We start from the raw sequence: 18591 nt of genomic DNA on the forward strand, positions 1-18591 counted from the left end.
ACAAAAAATTAAAAGAGACAGTTTTAAATCTTTTTATATTTTTTATATTGGTGTTTTGAAAAAAATATGAAAAAAGAAATAGAAATCTCCCAAAATTTTAAAAATCAAGCAAAAAAAGCAATTATCTCAATTGTTGTTTTTTTATTCGTTTATCTACTCATTGTATTTTTATGCATTGCTCTTGCAGTAATTTGTGTTTTTGGTGCAATAACTATGGTTATATCAAAACCACACCTAATTACAATTGCATTGGGTATTGGTCTTGCTAGTTTAGGTGTTTTAGTTTTCTTTTTTATTATAAAATTTCTTTTTAAATCTAATAAAAAAGACTTGTCTCATTTAACGGAGATACATAGAACTGAGCAACCAGAACTGTTTAAATTAATAGATAATTTGGTAGAAGAAATAGGCACACCATTTCCTAAAAAGGTATACTTATCTCCAGAAGTGACTGCTGCTGTTTTTTATGATTCTAGTTTTTGGAGTATGTTTTTTCCTATTAAAAAGAACTTACAAATAGGTTTGGGATTAATTAATACAACAACGGAAATAGAATTAAAGGCAATATTAGCTCATGAATTTGGTCATTTTAGTCAAAAAAGTATGAAAGTAGGAAGTTATGTTCATAATTTTAATCAAATAATATTTAACATGTTATATGATAATGACTCATTTGATAAAGCGGCCAGAAGTTGGGGAGAAACGAGTAATTATTTTGCCATTTTTGTAATGATTGGTTTAGAGATTGTAAAAGGGATTCAATGGGTTTTAAAACAACTTTATAATTATTTAAATAAAAGCTATATGGCTTTATCTAGAGAAATGGAATTTCATGCAGATACAACTGCAGCAAGCATAACGGGTTATAAACCATTAAAAGACTCTCTACTAAGACTAGATTTGGCAGAAGTAGCTTTTAATGGTGTTTTATCACATTATGATTCTAAAGTGATTGACAATATTAAAAGTAAAAATATTTATGCAGAACAAAGTTATTTAGTTAATTTCTTAGCAAAGAAAGATAAAATTGAAATTAAAAATGGATTACCATTTATTAAACTTAATGATTTAAATAGGTATAATAAATCTAAACTAAATATAGAAGACCAATGGGCATCTCATCCTACTATAGAACAAAGAGTTAAAAATCTTGAAGCGACTGATTTTAAAAAAGAAATTCAGAATTTTAATTTGGCTGGTAACTTGTTTCGTAATTTATTAGAGCTCCAAGAAAAGTTAACTGAAAAAATATTTAATGATATAAAATACGAAGCTAAACCAGTATACAGTTCCTTAGAAAATTTTGCCGAAGAAATTCAAAAAACATATATAGATAATACTTTTCCTGAAATTTATAACGGGTATTATGATAATAAGAACCCTGTAAAATTTGATATTGAAAAAGATTTTATAATGGATAGTGAGGTGAAGGGAAAAGATTTATTTTCTTCAGAGAGTGTTCATAGAAATTATATAGAACTGTCATTAAAAAATGATCTTGAAATCTTAAATTTGATAAAATCTGGCGAAATAAAAATTAAAACTTTTGACTATGATGGAGAAAAATACTCCAAAAAAGACCTAGATACCTTAATTAATAATATTAAAAAAGAGTTAGAGGTTTTAGAACAAAGTATAAAAAATAAAGATATTCGTATTTATAAGTACTGTGAAAAAGTATCAACTAATCCTCAAAAAATTAAAGCCCTCTATAAAAACTTAATTGAGTTTGATGGTGGTTTTGATAACAAGATGCAAATCTATTATGATCTGCTAGAAAAATTAGATTTTATCAGTCAAAACACTCCTTACGATGAAATTAAATCTAAATTTTTAAGAATAGAACCTTTAGAAAATAAATTAAAAGAGGAGTTAAAATCGATGTTAGATGATGCTTTATATACAGCTGAAATTAATGCTGAAATGAGAAAAACTCTAAGTTTATATACCTCAGAAAAATTACAATATTTTGGTAAACAAACGTATTTTGATAACAACCTTCAAACTTTATTTGCAGCCTTAAATAGTTATGAATTTTTGGTTTCTAGAGGGTATTTTATTTTAAAGAAAGAACTCTTAGATTATCAGGCTAAAATATTATCAACAAATAAAGAATTAGAACTGTCTTAATTTTCTATGTGCGTGGGATAAAACTCTTTTATCAACTTTAACTCTGTTCTAAAAGCTAACATTTTATCACCAAATTTTTTAAGACTTTGCTGTTGTAATTTTTCTGCATCGTGTTTATAATAATCGTCTAAATCTTCTCTTGTATTGGCCGTATATTGTATGGAATACGTTCTACCACCCATTTCTTCTTCAACCAAAACTTCGGTTAGTTTTGCAGCGGTAAACCTACCAGTATTTAATACTTTTAAAACATGCGTTTCCATAAAGGTAAGCCATTCTTTATGAACCGTTTCATCTATATTTATTGTTACGTTGTATATGTACATTTTTTTGGTTTTATCCTGCTAGGTCTCTAAAACCTTGTAGGTATATTTAAATAGGCATTTATACCTTATTAGGTTCTAAAAACCTTACAAAAGTTTATCTCCTCTTAATTTTCGATATTTATTTCTGGCATCTACTAGATAAATACTAGAAGAATAATCAAAAATAATCTTTTGATAATATTCTGACGCCTTTTCTGGATTGTTTAATTGATTATTATACAATTGGGCAATTTCATAATACACATCATCGACATAAATTCCTTGGTTATCGGCAGTAATAATTTTAGTAAAACTGATGATAGCTTCCTCATATTTTTTTTGTTTGATGAGTAATTTTGCTTTAAAAAATAACACATCATCGTAAATAACATCACCTAGAGTTAATCCGTTTGCAAAAACGTTTTTAGGAGTAAATAAGCTTTGTAACTCTGCCAATGCTTCCTCATTTTTATTCTGATAAGACAGTAATTCTGCCTTTGCTAGCTGTTTTAATCCAGAAGGAATAGAATCTACAGGTTCATTGTCTGTAATCTTTAAAAACAGCTCTAAAGCGTCATTAGCAATCATTTGTGTTGTAGAACTCTTTAGTACTTTTAATTGAGCTTTAGACCATGTAAAATCGCCTTTAAAATAACTTGTTTGTGCTACTTTAAACCTTGCTTGTTGCGCTAATTCGTGATTTTTAAGTTGTGTTTGTATTTGAGAAAAATAAATTAATGCTTTGTTGTAGTTGCCTGTAAACACCAAAATATCTCCTAATTTTAATTTTATTCTTGCCTTATCAAATTTAGAACTAGAAAAATTGATAGCAGCTTCTAAAACTTCTTTAGCTTTATTAGGTTTATTTTTCTGAAAAGTTAAAAAATCTGCATATGCTACTTGTAATTTTATGGTTGCTGTATTTTTTCCAAATTCATTAAAAAGAACAGCAAATAACTTTTCTGTGTCTGGGTTCTTTGTGGCAACTGCAATTTTTGCGAGGTATAAAGATGCCGCAATTTTTTCTTCATTAAAGGTCGATTTTTCGGTAATAAAACCAAAACAAGCCTTTGCTTCCTCGTAACTGGTGTTTTCAAAAGCTATTTTTCCTAATCTAAAAATTGCAGTTAAATCGTCAGGATTTCTTTGGTACAATGCTTTTTCTTGTATCAATGCTTTATTGTACTGTTTTTGTTGGGTAAATAGCCAACTTAACAACACATTCCACACATTTTTAGGGTTGCTTGCAGATTTTTTTAATAATGTTTTTCTAAAAACAATATTGGCTTCATTTTCAGAATCATCGGTAATGTATTTACTGGTATATCTTTGTACTAAACTAAAGTATTGGTCATCTTTATCAACCAAATTCATGTAGGCTTCAAACATTTTTTTGTAATTGCCTTTTTCACCATAAATCTGTGCAATTTGAAAACTATAATTAGCGTTTTCATTCTTAGTCATTGCTTTTTCATACGCTAAAATAGCGTTATCTAACAAGTTGTAGTCTTTAAAAATACGGCCTATAATTCCAGCAAAAGAAGGGTTTTTATCAATAGTTTTTAAAGCTAAATTATAATTGGTTTGTGCTTGCTCTTTTAATTGTTGTCTTTCGTAGTTATAGCCTAAGTACACATATAAAAAACCTTGTTCAGCATGTTTTTTTAGTTTGTCTTTTAATAATGTTTCTACGTCTAAAAATTGCCCTGTTTCTTGATAACAAGAAATTAATCTACTTAAGTACGATGTATTAAAAGGACTACTAGCATATAGTTTTTTAAATACTTGTGCTGCTTTTTCATATTCTCCTTCTCTGTAATAACTTTCTCCCAACAAATAATCGTTTTGAGCATAGCCAATACTACTAATAGTAAGGAAAATAAGTAAAAAGAGTTTTTTCATATCAAATCAAAGATAATCAACATAAATGTTAAATTTTTATTAAAGGCAGCTATTCTTAACGTCCTTTTGTAACATTTTGGCATAAAACTTGTCTATAGAGTATATAACCAATCAAATTTAAAGATGATGAATACTTTTTCTAAACAATACGAAATTGCAAAAAATAACTCAATTGAGTTTATGAAAAACGGACAAATAAGTGCGTATTTAAATGCCTTATTAGAAATGAATAAATATAAAAGATTAATGGTAGCTGTCGTTGCAAATTAGTCTTCAGTTTGCAGCTGCAGTAAACAGTTCTCAATTGTATAAAAACAATTTTTTACACAAACAAGCTAACTGATTACTGCCAACTGTATACTGAGTACTAATCTATAATATCGAACCCACAATAAGGTACCAAAGCATCAGGAATTTTAATTCCGTCTGCTATTTGGTAGTTCTCTAAAATACCGGCTAAAACACGCGGTAAAGCCAAAGAACTTCCGTTTAAGGTATGCGCTAATTCGCTTTTTCCTTCTTTATTTTTAAAACGAAGTTTTAATCTATTTGCCTGAAAAGTTTCAAAATTAGATGCAGAACTAATTTCTAGCCATCTATCTTGTGCTGTAGAAAACACTTCAAAATCGAACGTTAAGGCAGAGGTAAAACCAGTATCTCCACCACACAAACGTAAAATTCTGTAAGGTAATTTTAAGTCTCTTAAAATATCTTTAATATGCTCTACCATATCATTTAAAGCATTATAAGAATTATCTGGATGTTCAATTCGTACAATTTCTACTTTATCAAACTGGTGCAATCTATTTAATCCACGAACGTGTGCACCATAACTACCTGCTTCACGTCTAAAACAAGGCGTGTAACCTGTAACTGTTATTGGAAATTCTGATTCTTGCATTAAATTACCACGAAACATATTGGTAATAGGAATTTCTGCAGTAGGAATTAAATATAAATCGTCTACTGTAGCATGATACATTTGTCCGTCTTTATCTGGCAACTGCCCAGTTGCAGTAGCAGATTCTGTATTTACTAAATGTGGCACTTGCACTTCTGTATAACCAGCTTTGGTATTTTTATCTAAAAAATAATTGATTAAAGCACGTTGTAATCTTGCACCTTTTCCTTTATAAACCGGAAAACCAGCACCTGTAATTTTATTTCCTAATTCAAAATCTATAATATCGTATTTCTTAGCTAATTCCCAGTGAGGTAATGCATTTTCTCCTAAATCTGGAATCGTTCCTTCACTAAAAATTTTCTCATTATCCTCTTCAGAAGTTCCTGCTTTTACAGAAGCATGCGGTATGTTTGGTATTTGATACAAAAGTGTTTGTAATTCTTCTGCATACGTATTAAAACGCTCACCAAGTTCTTTAGATTTTTCTTTTAACTGAACCGTTTTTTCTTTTAATAGATTTGCTTTTTGCACTTCTCCCGACTTAAAAAAGCCACCAATCTCTTTGGACATTTTATTAGATTCTGCCAACGTATTGTCTAACTCAACCTGAGTAGCTCTTCTATTTTCATCTGCAGTTAAAACTTGCTCAATAATTGTTTCTGCATTGGCAAAATTACGTTTTGCTAACCCTGCTAAAACAGTTTCTTTGTTGTCTCTAATAAATTGTACTTGTAACATTTTTGTAGAATTTTGTAAATGCAAAGATATAATTTGTGCAATGGATTTACCACGAAATCATCAATAAAAAGTTTCCTTATAAATACGTACAAAAAATAGCACAAAAAGAAGAATTATAAAGGGCGCTTTTTGGGCGTTACCACAAGGGTCAGGCTTTCGCACTCGCTTTTTTTGTAGAAAAACAAAAAAGAGCTCAAACAATTGCTCTATCCTTAACGCATAGAGATTCCAAATAAATTTAATCAATTTACTTATTCTGAATACTAAAGAAGGTGGTTCTTAAAAAAATACTCAGTTTAACCCTTTCAGGTTTTAAAAACCTGAAAGGGTTTTATAATTGTCATTTCTACATTAGGAGAAATCCCATAAACAAGCTAACACAAAGTTGGGTAACTTCATGAGATTTCTCAATCGCTTAAACAAGCTCATTTCGAAAAGACAAAACTGTATGTTAATTTAGAAAGCATAATAAACCACCCTAGTTGTCACTTCGAATGCAATGAGAAGTCCCATAACAATGAAAACCCAAAACTACACACCCAACTTGTCATTTCGATGCAAGGAGAAATCTCATAAACAAGCTAACACAAAGTTGGGTAACTTCATGAGATTTCTCAATCGCTTAAACAAGCTCATTTCGAAAAGACAAAACTGTATGTTAATTTAGAAAGCATAATAAACCACCCTAGTTGTCACTTCGAATGCAATGAGAAGTCCCATAACAATGAAAACCCAAAACTACACACCCAACTTGTCATTTCGATGCAAGGAGAAATCCCATAAACAAGCTAACACAAAGTTGGTTAACTTCATGAGATTTCTCAATCGCTTAAAAAAGCTCATTTCGAAATGACAAATCTGTATGTTAATTTAGAACGCATAATAAACCACCCCAATTGTCACTTCGAAACAATAAAAAGCACCATAACAATGAAAACTCAAAACTACACACCCAACTTGTCATTTAGACGTTAGGAGAAATCCCATAGCAGTGATTCCATAAAACAGATCAACTTTATGTGATTTCTCCCAAAAGGTCGAAAAGACAAATTGTGTAGAAACAAAGGAAGCAAAAAGACATAGAAACACAATAGAGTCTCAACTTGTCATTTCGACGTTAGGAGAAATCCCATAAACAAGCTAACACAAAGTTGGTTAACTTCATGAGATTTCTCAATCGCTTAAACAAGCTCATTTCGAAATGACAAATCTGTATGTTAATTTAGAAAGCATAATAAACCACCCTAGTTATCACTTCGAATGCAATGAGAAGTCCCATAACAATGAAAACCCAAAACTACACACCCAACTTGTCATTTCGACGTTAGGAGAAATCCCATAAACAAGCTAATATAAAGTTGGTTAACTTTATGTGATTTCTCAATCGCTTAAAAATGCTCATTTCGAAATGACAAATCTGTATGTTAATTTAGAAAGCATAATAAACCACCCTAGTTGTCACTTCGAATGCAATGAGAAGTCCCATAACAGTGATAGCAAAAGAGATGCAAGGTTCCTTAAAAAAAAGGTAGCATTAACATAACCTATGTAAAAAACTTAAAGCTTGTTTTTAATATAATCTCTAGCAGTTTGTTCGTCTTTTTTAAGCTGAACAATTAAAGCATCTATAGAACTAAACTTTTCTTCATCTCGTAAAAAATAAAGCAATTCAATGGTAAGGTATTGGTTGTATAAATCTTGGTTAAAATCAAAAAAATGTACTTCAATAGTTTGGTAGCTTCCATCAACCGTTGGTCTACTACCAATATTCATCATTCCAAAAACAGTTTTATTATCAAGGGTAGATTTCACAACATAAACCCCTGTTTTTGGTATTAGTTTATAGTTTTCTTTTACATCAATATTGGCTGTTGGGTAGCCAATTGTTCCGCCTAAATGTTTTCCGTTTACAACAGTACCACTTAACATAAAATTATAACCTAAATAATTGTTGGCGGTTTTTAAACTTCCTTCTGCTAAAGCTTGTCTAATTTTGGTAGAACTTACAGAAACATCATCAATGTCTTGTGCCGGAATTTCTTCTACAATAAAATCATATAAATGACTGTATTCAGTAAGCTGAACAATATTTCCTTCTCTATTTTTACCAAAATGATGATCGTAACCAATAATTAATTTAGATATATTAAGTTTATTTACCAAAACATCACGTACAAACTCTAAGGCCGTCATTCTAGAGAATTCCCTACTAAAAGGATGAATAATTAAGTAATCTAAACCTGTTTTTTTAAGCAATTCTGCACGTTCTTCAATCGTGTTAATCAACTCTAAAGAATTGTCTTTTTGTAACACCATTCTTGGGTGCGGAAAAAAGGTAAGCAACACCGATTTTTTATTGGCTTTTTTAGCTTCTAAAACAAGCTTGTCAATAATTTTTTGATGCCCAAAATGTACCCCATCAAAAGTACCAATGGTTACGTATGTTTTTTCTGAAGTAGAAAAATTAGAAATATTCTGAATTGTATCCAAAAAAAAGATAATTAAAGATATTACAAATGTACAATAACTAACCGTTTCTTCTAATATGTAAAAGAGTAGTTTTTAGAACTTTTTATTTGATAAAAATACGGGGTATTATTGTTATAATCTTAAAAAACAGCACTATTTATTGAATTATTCAAAAAAAATTGTATTTTGCATTTAGCTAACAAATAATTCAAATTATGATAAAAAAAATGATACTTCTAGCGTTTATAGCTTTTAGTAGTGTTGCCATGGTTGCTCAAACCACGGTTACAGGTACTGTTAAAGACGCCAAAACAGGAGAAACAATTCCTGGTGCTAATATTAAAATTTCAAGAAAAGCGGTAGGTACTACTACCGATTTTGATGGTAATTTTGTACTACAGGTTACAGATAAACCACCTTTTACTTTAGAGATTTCTGTATTAGGTTTTCATCCAGAAAAAATAGAAATTACAAAAAATAATCAAAAAGTAATTGCTAGTTTAATTGAAAATGAAACTTCTTTAGATGAAATAGTTGTTTCTGCTTCTAGAACTCCAGAACGTATTATGGAGTCTCCTGTTACGGTAGAAAGAATGGATAGTAGGTCAATTAAAAACACATCTGCACCTAGTTTTTATGATGGCCTAGAAAATTTAAAAGGAGTAGATATTAATACAAATAGTTTAACTTTTAAATCTGTTAACACACGTGGTTTTGCTACGTTTTCTAATACGCGTTTTATGCAGTTGGTAGACGGGATGGATAATTCATCTCCGGCATTAAATTTTGCCTTGGGTAATTTGTTAGGTATGTCTGAGTTAGATGTAAAAACGGTAGAATTACTTCCAGGGGCATCTTCTGCATTATATGGTGCCAATGCTTTTAATGGTATTATGTTTATGACAAGTAAAAGCCCTTTTGAAGATCAAGGAATTAGTGTTTCTTTAAAATCAGGAATTACAAGTCAAGATGCTGCAGGAGACAACGAATTTAAAGATCTAAATATTAGAATGGCATATGCTTTTTCAGATAAGTTTGCTGCAAAAGCTACTTTATCTTATTTAAAAGGTACAGAATGGTATGCAACAGATTATAGAAATACAAAAGATGGCAGTTATACTTCTGGAGATAGAAATTCTGATAGAAACTACGATGGTTTAAATGTTTATGGAGATGAGGTCTCTACCAATTTAAGAGGCGTTGCAGAAACCTTAGAGGGGTTAGGTATTTTACCATCTGGTGCAGCAGCTTTAGTGCCTAGCGAAAATGTAAGTAGAACAGGGTACGATGAAAGAGATTTAATGACTTATGAAGCAAAAAGTGTAAAATTTGGAGGTTCTTTAAATTATCGTCCTTTTGGAGATGATCGTTTAGAAATTGTATGGAATTCTAAATTTGGTATTGGAAACACTATTTATCAAGGTACCAACAGATACAATATTAAAGACTTCTTAATGGAGCAACATAAATTGGAAGTAAAAGGTAAAAACTTTTTTGTTAGAGGTTATGTAACTAGTGAAGATGCAGGTAATTCTTACGATACTCGTTTTGCTGCTATTAATATTAATAGAGCTTGGAAAGATGACAATACTTGGTTTGGAGAGTATACCGGAGCTTTTGTACAAGGAACGTTAGCAGGTTTAACGGCAGATCAAGCACATGCAGTTGCAAGACAAACGGCAGAATCGGGTAGGTTACTTCCTGGATCAGCAGGTTTTAAAGCCGCTTTTGAAGAGGTAATCCAAGACCCAGATTTAGTTACTGGTGCTAAATTTCAAGACAATACTAAATATTATCATGCAGATGCAAACTATAACTTACAAGATATTACAGATTGGGCAGAGTTTCAGGTTGGTGGTTCATACAGGTTATACTCTTTAAATTCTAACGGTAGTATTTTTACAGATTATGATGGTCCAATAGAATACAATGAATATGGTGTGTATACACAAGCACAAAAGAAATTTTTAGAAGAAGATCGTTTAAAAATTACAGCTTCTATTCGTTATGACAAAGCACAAAATTTTGAAGGTAATTTTTCACCAAGAATTTCATTTGCCTACGCAGGTGGCGAAAATAAAAATCAAAACTTTAGAGCTTCTTTTCAAACAGGTTTTAGAAACCCAACAACACAAGATCAATACATCGGTTTAAATGCAGGTAGAGGTTTTTTAGTAGGTTCTGCACCAGATAATTTAGATAGATACACTACAAGTCCTTTAACTGTTAGTGGAGGAGGTCAATTTATTGCTAATAATTTTGGTACTACTCCAATTGGAAGTACTACTTCTATTTCTGGTAGAATGGCTTATGAAAATGCCTTTTCTCAAAGTTCTGTAGAGGCCTTTGCAGCAGATCAATCTAATTTACCTACAAATGCAAATGTAGCATTGGTAAAACCAGAAAAAGTAACTGCTTTTGAGGTTGGGTATAGAGGTATTGTACCAACAGGAGACTCTAATATTTCTGTAGATTTAAGTGTGTATTACAATCAATATGAAGATTTTATCGCAAATAAAAATGTGGTAGTTCCTTTTTATGGAGATGTAAACTTAACACAAACGGCACCTGTAGGTCCTGGTGGTGCTAATGTTCCTTTAGCTTTAATAGCTATAGGAAATGGTGATTTTGCAGGTTTTCAAACCTATACCAATTCTGCAGCAGATATTAATTCTTATGGGGCTTCTATTGGTTTAAACACAAAGGTTTTAAATGATTTTAATCTAGGTTTAAATTATACGTATTCTAAATTTGATTTTGATCAAGCTTCTGATCCAGATTTTGAAGCAGGGTTTAATACACCAGAACACAAAGTAAAATTACAATTTGGAAACACCAATTTGTTTAAAAACTTTGGTTTTAATATTAATGCAAGATGGCAAGATGAATACAGATGGGAATCTACTTTCTTAGACGCAACAATTGCATCTAGAACAGTATTAGATGCACAAATTAATTATAGTGTGCCTACTTGGAAATCTGTTTTTAAATTAGGAGGTGCTAATTTAACAGGTAAAGAATATTTAAGTGCTCCGGGTGTTGGTGCTATTGGTTCTCAGTACTACCTTTCTTGGACAATTAATAACTAAAAAAAAAAAAATCAAAATTTAATGAAGAATTATAAATATGTAGGATTGTTTCTTTTAACGCTTGGTTTTATGTCTTGTGATGTAAACAATGAGTTGGATACAATTCCAGAAGAAGTAGCAGCAGAAGTTCAATTAAATGCAAATGGGTTAGATTTTTCTAAATATGTTTCTATTGGAGCCTCTTTTACAGCAGGTTTTACAGATGGAGCTTTGTTTAAAGTAGCACAAGAAAATTCTTTTCCTAATATCTTAGCATCAAAATTTAAAGCTGCTGGAGGAGGAGATTTTAATCAACCTTTAATGAATGATAATATTGGTGGGTTATTGTATTCAGGAAATGTAATACAAGGACCAAGATTATTTTTTAATGGTTCTGGGCCAGAATCTTTAACAGCAACACCAACTACAGAAGTTACTTCTACTGTTAGCGGTAGCTTAAATAATTTTGGTATTCCTGGGGCAAAAAGCTTTCATTTATTAGCGGCAGGTTATGGTAACTCAGCAGGCGTTATACCAGGGTTAGCTAACCCTTATTTTGCAAGAATGGCTTCTTCATCTACAGCAACGGTTTTAGGAGATGCAATGGCACAGTCACCAACATTTTTTACATTATCAGAAATTGGTGGTAATGATGTTTTAGGCTATGCACTTTCTGGAGGTACTGGTGTAGATCAATCTCCATCTGAAGGAAATCCTACAGGGAATTTAAACCCTGCAACTTATGGATCTAATGATATTACAAACCCTTTAGTTTTTGCAAATGTTTTTAATGGTATGATTGCAACTTTAACTTCTGGTGGAGCAAAAGGAGTAGTTGCTAATTTACCTTATATTACAACATTAGCACACTTTACAACCGTGCCTTATAATCCTTTAGACCCTAATGATGCAGAAACTGGACCAACTTTAAAAGCTCAAATTCCGTTATTAAATTCAGTTTTTGGCGCTGTTAATCAGGTGTATGTAGGTGCTGGAGAACCAGAACGTGCTATTGTTTTTTCTGCTACAGAAACAAATTCTTTAGTTATATATGATGAAGATGCCACAGATTTAACTGCTGCAATTACTAATAGTTTAGGTGCGAGTCCAACTTTTGTTCCTTTTGTAGAATCGATAGGGTTACCTGCTGCAGCGGCACCTTTGGTGGCTAATTTGTTAGGGCAACAATATGGAAAAGCAAGATCTGCAACTTCTAATGATTTATTTGTTTTACCAAGTAGTAGAGTAATCGGAACAGTAAATATGACTGCAGCGGGTACTTTAATTGCTCAAAGTAATGGACTTTTACCAGCAACTTTAGCGGGTCAGTTTTCTGCAGAAGGAATTACCCTTCCTTTAGAAGATAAGTGGGTACTTACACCACAAGAACAATTAGCAATAAAAACCGCTACAGATGCTTATAATACAATTATAGAAGATGCTGCTGCTTTAAATGATAATATTGCTTTGGTAGATTTTAAGGGTGTTTTACAAGAAGCTTCTACAGGAATAATGTTTGATGGTTATACCATGACAACAAGTTTAGTTACGGGTGGTTTGGTAAGTTTAGATGGAGTTCATTTAACAGGTAGAGGTTATGCTTTAATGGCTAACAAAATTTTAGCTGCTATGGATGCTAAATTTGGTTCTAACTTTACAACAGCAACAAATGGTTTGGCAAAAGCAGGAGATTTTACAACAAATTATTCACCGCTTTTACAGTAAGAAATACATACAATTAAGTACAAAAAAAAGGTTGAGCAATTGCTCAACCTTTTTTTATATTATAGAACGTAATACATAAAAATTTGTAGCTTACACTAAGCAGATTGCTTCGTTCCTCGCAATGACAATTATGAAAGCATCATTGTTGCTCTTTTTACGCCGGCAACTAAAACATCTATTTCTTCTTTTGTGTTGTAGAATGAAAAGGAAGCTCTTATGGTTCCTGGTATCTTATAAAAGTCCATAATGGGTTGTGCACAATGATGACCTGTTCTAACGGCAATTCCTAATTTATCTAATATTGAGCCAATATCATACGGATGAATATCATTTACATTAAAAGAAATAACCGAAGTTTTTTCTTTGGTGGTTCCGTAAATTTTTAATCCTTCAATTTTTAAAAGTTCTTGCGTACCGTAAGTTAAAAGTTCATTTTCATACGCTGCAATTTCATCAAAACCAATAGAATTTAGATAATCTATGGCAGCTCCAAAAGCAATTCCACCACAAATATTTGGTGTTCCAGCTTCGAATTTATGAGGCAAACCAGCATAGGTTGTTTTTTCGAAAGTTACGGTAGCTATCATTTCTCCACCACCTTGGTAAGGAGGTAGTTTTTCTAACCATTCTTGTTTTCCGTATAACATTCCAACACCTGTTGGGCCACATAATTTATGAGCAGAAGCTACATAAAAATCAACATTTAAAGCTTGTACATCTGGTTTTATATGAGGTGTAGCCTGAGCTCCATCAATTAAAACAGCAGCGTTTACTTTGTGTGCAGCATTAATAATTTCTTCAATTGGGTTAACGGTTCCTAATGCGTTAGAAACATGGTTACAAAAAACCAATTTTGTTTTCTCATTCAATAAATTGTGGTAAGCTTCCATGTTTAAAGAACCGTCTTCTAACATCGGAATGACCTTTAAAATAGCGTCTGTTTTTTCGCACAACATTTGCCAAGGTACAATATTAGAATGGTGTTCTAATGCAGAAACAATGATTTCATCACCTGCATTTAAAAGGGTTGCAAAACCAGCAGCAACTCTATTAATACTGTCTGTTGTACCAGAAGTTAAAATAATTTCATAAGCTTCTTTTGCATTAAAATGTTTCTGAATTTTAATACGTGCTTGCTCATATTTGTCTGTTGCTTCCTGACTTAAAGTATGCACACCTCTGTGAATATTAGCATTGTAATTGCTATAATAATCTACAATGGCATCAATAACAACTTGCGGTGTTTGTGAAGTGGCAGCATTATCAAAATAGACTAAAGGCTTTCCGTGAACCGTTCTTTTTAGAATGGGAAAATCTTCTCGAATTTTATCAACATTTATCATACAAAATCAATTTAAAAGACAAAGATAAAGGTTGATTTTTTAAACTTGTAAAAAAGCCAATATGATTTTCTTATTTTTACATAACTAAACTCTTTTCTCATGAAAATTTTTAAACGGATTCTACTTTTAGTATTGATTCTTGTTTTAAGTACAATAATTTATAATTATCCAAAATTGAATATGTTATCGGGCTATTCTGCTAAAAATATTGCTTCTTCTGTTTTTGTTGCAGATAGAACTTTAGCCTTTACAGACAAAACAGATAATAATTTTGCGCCTGTTAATTTAGCTTCTGATGCAATTGATTTAGAAAGTAAAATAGCAATTTCTTCTGCGTTTGGCTTATTAACTAGAAAAGCAGTTTATAGAAAAGGTTTAGGCGCTGTTTTAACCTTAATAGAAAAGGATGAAACTGCCAATTACCTAATACCTAAAAGAAAAAAAAGGGATAATTTAAAGGTGTATCCTTATGGAGATGCACCACAAAAAGATACGGTTTTTGCAAATTTAGATTATGCTAAAATAGATAGCTCTGTAGATTTTTTGTTTGATTCAATAAACCAAACAAGAGCGGTTTTAATCATTTATAAAGATCAAATTGTTTTAGAAAAATATGCCGATGGATTTTCTAAAGAATCAAAATTATTGGGTTGGTCCATGACTAAAAGTATTTTAAGTACTGTTTTTGGTGTTTTAGAACATCAAGGAAAATTGGGCGTAAATGATAAAGCACCAATTGCGTCGTGGCAAAAAGATGAACGAAAAAATATTACCATCAGTAATTTATTACAAATGAATTCTGGTTTGGAATGGGATGAAAATTACGAAGAAATTTCTGACGCTACTAAAATGCTTTTTTTAGAAAGAGATATGACCAAAATGCAAGAAAACAAACCTTTGGTTGGCAAGCCAAACGAAACTTGGAATTACTCTTCTGGAACCACTAATTTATTATCTGGAATTTTAAAAAGCTATTTTAAAACACATCAAGAATATTTAGATTTTTGGTATTCAGATTTTATTGATAAGATAGGAATGAATTCTATGCTTTTAGAAGCCGATTTAAGTGGAAATTACGTAGGTTCTTCTTATTCTTGGGCAACCACAAGAGATTGGTGTAAATTTGGTCTTTTATACCTTAAAAACGGAAATTGGAACGGAGAACAATTATTTACAAAAAAATGGGTAGATTATATAACCAGACCAACACCAACTTCTGATGGAACTTATGGTGCTCAGTTTTGGTTAAATGCAAAAAATCACTTTAAAGATGTGCCTAAAAACATGTATTATGCAGATGGTTTTCAAGGACAAAGGGTATATGTTTTACCCGATCAAGAAATGGTTATTGTACGTTTTGGCTTAAAAAACTTTGATGAAAATGAGTTTTTAAAAGGTGTTATTTCTGCTATTGAAGAATAATACCATTTGTAAAAAAATAGGTTGAATTATTTAGCCCTTTCCTTTTATCAAACTAAGTGCTACAGCTACAATTCCTAATGCTATTGTAATATAAGAGTTTGTATTGTCTTGTGCTTTTACTAAATCTAAATCGCCAATAGAAATTTCGGTTTCTGGCTGTACCATTGTGTAAATTCCATAAACAAGAAGTACTACTCCTGCAGATAATAAAATTGTTTTAATTGTTTTGTTCATAATTTTGTTTTTTTAAAGTTACAAAAAATAGTTGAGCATAAAAAAACCACGCAAAAAGCGTGGTTTAATCTTTATACAAAAAGCAACTGCGTTGCCTTACAAATCGAAACCAATATTTACATTTAATTTCTCTGCAATTAACTTGGTAATACGTTGTTTTACCTCTGGTATTTTAACGCTTTCTAAAACCGTATTTGCAAAAGCAAACATTAATAATGCTTTTCCTTCTTTTTTAGGAATACCACGTTGTTGCATGTAAAATAAAGCTTCATCATCTAATTGACCAATAGTACAACCGTGAGAACATTTTACATCATCAGCAAAAATTTCTAGTTGAGGTTTTGCATTAATGGTTGCTTTATCACTTAATAAAACGTTGTTGTTTTGTTGATAAGCATTTGTTTTTTGAGCTTCTTTATTTACAATTACTTTACCGTTAAAAACAGCTGTAGAACGCTCATCATAAATTCCTTTATAATCTTGATGACTTTCACAATTTGGCTCAATATGGTGTACCAAAGTATGATGATCTACGTGTTGTTTTCCTTCAATAATTGTAATTCCCTTTAAGATAGAGTCTATGTATTCTCCTTTTTGATAAAAGTTTAAATTGTTTCTAGTGATATTTCCTCCAAAAGAAAAAGTATGCACAGATACAACAGTATTAGATTGTTGTTCTACAAAAGTATTGTCTACTAATGATGCATTATTATCATCATTTTGAATTTTGTAATAATCTACAAAAGCTCTTTTATCAGCAAATATTTCTGTAACCGAATTTGTTAAAACTGGGTTGCTTGTTAAACTTTGATGACGTTCTATAATTTGAACATGAGCATTCTCTCCAACAACAATTAAATTTCTAGGTTGTAGCATGGTTGCAGCTTCTGAACCTGTAGTAAAATTGATAATTTGAATTGGTTTTTTTACTTCAACATTTTTAGGAATGTTTATATAAGCTCCTTCTGTAGCAAATGCCGTATTTAAAGACGTTAAATTATCTTGTTTTGCAACTTTGTTAAAGTAGTTTTCTATAACCGATTTGTATTGTGGCTTTGTTAAAGCGGCAGACATTAAACAAACATCTACAGTATCATGCGTTGTTTCAGATAAAAACGAGCTGTATTTACCATCAACAAAAACAATTTTATACGTATCTATATCATGTATAAAATACTGCTTTACATCGGCTAATTCAATGTTATTGGCTTTATTAGGAAAAATACTATAGTCTTGTTTTAAAACTGAGTTTAAAGACGTGTATTTCCATTCTTCTAACTTTTTGGTAGGAAAACCTAACGCTTCAAAGTTTTGAAATGCTTTAGAACGTATCTCATGAACATCAGAATTAATGTCAATTCCGTTTTCAAAAGCTACATATGATGATATTAATTTTTCTTTTAATTCCATTATTTCAGTCTTCAGTTGTCAGTCTTCAGTTGGCAGTTTACCAATGACATGTATAAATTGCTTTAATGACTAACTATTTTAATTTTATTTCTGTTTTAGCATGCAGTTTTTTGACTGCAAACTGCTACTGATTTACTGTGAACTATACTAGTTCTTGTTTAATCCAATCATATCCTTTTGCTTCTAATTCTAAAGCTAAAGAAGCGTCTCCACTTTTTACAATTTTTCCATCGTGTAAAACGTGTACAAAATCTGGTACAATATAATCTAGTAAACGTTGGTAATGCGTAATAACAATTACTGCGTTGTCTTTAGATTTTAATTTGTTTACACCGTTTGCAACAATACGTAAAGCATCAATATCTAAACCAGAATCAGTTTCATCAAGAATTGCTAATTTTGGTTCTAGCATTGCCATTTGAAAGATTTCGTTACGTTTCTTTTCTCCACCAGAAAAACCTTCGTTTAAAGAACGAGATAAGAATTTACGGTCTATTTCTAATAATTCTGATTTTTCACGAATCATTTTTAACATGTCTTTAGCAGGCATGTCTTCTAAACCTTTTGCTTTACGAGTTTCGTTAATAGCCGTTTTAATAAAGTTTGTAACAGAAACTCCAGGAATTTCTACAGGATATTGAAAAGATAAAAAGACACCATTATGTGCTCTTTCTTCTGGTGCTAATTCGCTAATATCTTCACCATTTAATTCAATAGTTCCGGCAGTAACTTCATAATCTTCTTTTCCTGCAATAATGTTTGCCAAGGTACTTTTTCCAGCACCATTAGGCCCCATAATTGCATGTACTTCACCTGCTTTTACTTCTAAATTCAATCCTTTTAAAATTGATTTATCGTCTATACTTGCTTGTAAATTTTCTATTTTTAACATTCTCTTTATGCTATTGGCTTTTAGCTTTTGGCTATCAGCATTATTTTAA

13 protein-coding genes are annotated in these 18591 nt (G+C 31.1%); 5 read left to right on the forward strand and 8 right to left on the reverse strand.

Going from position 1 to position 18591, the window contains the following annotated elements; genetic code table 11:
- Positions 1-66: 66 nt before the first annotated feature.
- Positions 67-2130 (forward strand): M48 family metalloprotease, encoded by a 2064-nt coding sequence (locus WHD07_RS11500; protein ID WP_343328500.1) that lies wholly within the window; start codon positions 67-69, stop codon positions 2128-2130.
- On the opposite strand, the gene WHD07_RS11505 is transcribed toward WHD07_RS11500, so the two are convergent.
- Positions 2127-2456 carry a DUF4286 family protein gene (locus tag WHD07_RS11505; protein ID WP_105049649.1) on the reverse strand — a complete coding sequence of 110 codons (330 nt, stop codon included), beginning with the start codon at positions 2454-2456 and terminating at the stop codon, positions 2127-2129. The two genes, WHD07_RS11500 and WHD07_RS11505, sit on opposite strands and share 4 nt — an antisense overlap.
- A gap of 84 nt (positions 2457-2540) precedes the next feature.
- Positions 2541-4337, reverse strand: a complete 1797-nt coding sequence (locus tag WHD07_RS11510) for a tetratricopeptide repeat protein (protein WP_343328501.1) — start codon at positions 4335-4337, stop codon at positions 2541-2543.
- A 123-nt stretch (positions 4338-4460) separates the two neighbouring features.
- Here WHD07_RS11510 and WHD07_RS11515 point away from each other — a divergent pair, with 123 nt between their 5' ends.
- Positions 4461-4607 (forward strand): hypothetical protein, encoded by a 147-nt coding sequence (locus WHD07_RS11515; RefSeq protein ID WP_170062904.1) that lies wholly within the window; start codon positions 4461-4463, stop codon positions 4605-4607.
- Between the two features lie 97 nt (positions 4608-4704).
- On the opposite strand, the gene serS is transcribed toward WHD07_RS11515, so the two are convergent.
- Both serS and WHD07_RS11525 read right to left on the reverse strand, forming a co-directional pair.
- Complete coding sequence (gene serS, locus WHD07_RS11520) at positions 4705-5979, reverse strand: serine--tRNA ligase (protein WP_343328502.1); 1275 nt, start codon at positions 5977-5979, stop codon at positions 4705-4707.
- Between the two features lie 1557 nt (positions 5980-7536).
- Positions 7537-8469 (reverse strand): bifunctional riboflavin kinase/FAD synthetase, encoded by a 933-nt coding sequence (locus WHD07_RS11525; protein WP_343328503.1) that lies wholly within the window; start codon positions 8467-8469, stop codon positions 7537-7539.
- A gap of 206 nt (positions 8470-8675) precedes the next feature.
- Between WHD07_RS11525 and WHD07_RS11530 the strand changes: the two genes are divergently transcribed.
- Positions 8676-11537 carry a TonB-dependent receptor gene (locus WHD07_RS11530; protein WP_422897637.1) on the forward strand — a complete coding sequence of 954 codons (2862 nt, stop codon included), beginning with the start codon at positions 8676-8678 and terminating at the stop codon, positions 11535-11537.
- Between the two features lie 21 nt (positions 11538-11558).
- Complete coding sequence (locus WHD07_RS11535) at positions 11559-13241, forward strand: G-D-S-L family lipolytic protein (protein ID WP_343328505.1); 1683 nt, start codon at positions 11559-11561, stop codon at positions 13239-13241.
- 128 nt (positions 13242-13369) lie between these two features.
- Here the strand turns inward: WHD07_RS11535 and WHD07_RS11540 are convergent, their stop codons facing one another.
- Positions 13370-14584 (reverse strand): cysteine desulfurase, encoded by a 1215-nt coding sequence (locus WHD07_RS11540; RefSeq protein WP_343328506.1) that lies wholly within the window; start codon positions 14582-14584, stop codon positions 13370-13372.
- A 99-nt stretch (positions 14585-14683) separates the two neighbouring features.
- Here WHD07_RS11540 and WHD07_RS11545 point away from each other — a divergent pair, with 99 nt between their 5' ends.
- Positions 14684-16006 (forward strand): serine hydrolase, encoded by a 1323-nt coding sequence (locus tag WHD07_RS11545; protein ID WP_343328507.1) that lies wholly within the window; start codon positions 14684-14686, stop codon positions 16004-16006.
- Positions 16007-16036: 30 nt separating this feature from the next.
- On the opposite strand, the gene WHD07_RS11550 is transcribed toward WHD07_RS11545, so the two are convergent.
- The 3 genes from WHD07_RS11550 to sufC form a co-directional block, all read right to left on the reverse strand.
- Positions 16037-16240 (reverse strand): hypothetical protein, encoded by a 204-nt coding sequence (locus tag WHD07_RS11550; protein WP_343328508.1) that lies wholly within the window; start codon positions 16238-16240, stop codon positions 16037-16039.
- 96 nt (positions 16241-16336) lie between these two features.
- Positions 16337-17650 carry a Fe-S cluster assembly protein SufD gene (sufD, locus tag WHD07_RS11555; protein ID WP_105049640.1) on the reverse strand — a complete coding sequence of 438 codons (1314 nt, stop codon included), beginning with the start codon at positions 17648-17650 and terminating at the stop codon, positions 16337-16339.
- Positions 17651-17792: 142 nt separating this feature from the next.
- A complete protein-coding gene (sufC, locus tag WHD07_RS11560; RefSeq protein WP_105049639.1) occupies positions 17793-18542 on the reverse strand; it encodes a Fe-S cluster assembly ATPase SufC in 750 nt (249 codons plus the stop codon).
- Between the last annotated feature and the right edge of the window lie 49 nt (positions 18543-18591).

It is taken from the genome of Polaribacter staleyi (assembly GCF_038024045.1).
GTDB classification, from domain to species: Bacteria; Bacteroidota; Bacteroidia; order Flavobacteriales; family Flavobacteriaceae; genus Polaribacter; species Polaribacter butkevichii.

What these genes read in the sequence shown, in the direction of transcription:
- WHD07_RS11540 (WP_343328506.1), bottom strand. Translation starts at nt 14,584, where the DNA reads ATGATAAATGTTGATAAAATTCGAGAAGATTTTCCCATTCTAAAAAGA.
- WHD07_RS11505 (WP_105049649.1), bottom strand. Translation starts at nt 2,456, where the DNA reads ATGTACATATACAACGTAACAATAAATATAGATGAAACGGTTCATAAA.
- WHD07_RS11500 (WP_343328500.1), top strand. Translation starts at nt 67, where the DNA reads ATGAAAAAAGAAATAGAAATCTCCCAAAATTTTAAAAATCAAGCAAAA.
- WHD07_RS11515 (WP_170062904.1), top strand. Translation starts at nt 4,461, where the DNA reads ATGATGAATACTTTTTCTAAACAATACGAAATTGCAAAAAATAACTCA.
- sufC (WP_105049639.1), bottom strand. Translation starts at nt 18,542, where the DNA reads ATGTTAAAAATAGAAAATTTACAAGCAAGTATAGACGATAAATCAATT.
- WHD07_RS11545 (WP_343328507.1), top strand. Translation starts at nt 14,684, where the DNA reads ATGAAAATTTTTAAACGGATTCTACTTTTAGTATTGATTCTTGTTTTA.
- sufD (WP_105049640.1), bottom strand. Translation starts at nt 17,650, where the DNA reads ATGGAATTAAAAGAAAAATTAATATCATCATATGTAGCTTTTGAAAAC.
- WHD07_RS11530 (WP_422897637.1), top strand. Translation starts at nt 8,676, where the DNA reads ATGATACTTCTAGCGTTTATAGCTTTTAGTAGTGTTGCCATGGTTGCT.
- WHD07_RS11510 (WP_343328501.1), bottom strand. Translation starts at nt 4,337, where the DNA reads ATGAAAAAACTCTTTTTACTTATTTTCCTTACTATTAGTAGTATTGGC.
- serS (WP_343328502.1), bottom strand. Translation starts at nt 5,979, where the DNA reads ATGTTACAAGTACAATTTATTAGAGACAACAAAGAAACTGTTTTAGCA.
- WHD07_RS11535 (WP_343328505.1), top strand. Translation starts at nt 11,559, where the DNA reads ATGAAGAATTATAAATATGTAGGATTGTTTCTTTTAACGCTTGGTTTT.
- WHD07_RS11550 (WP_343328508.1), bottom strand. Translation starts at nt 16,240, where the DNA reads ATGAACAAAACAATTAAAACAATTTTATTATCTGCAGGAGTAGTACTT.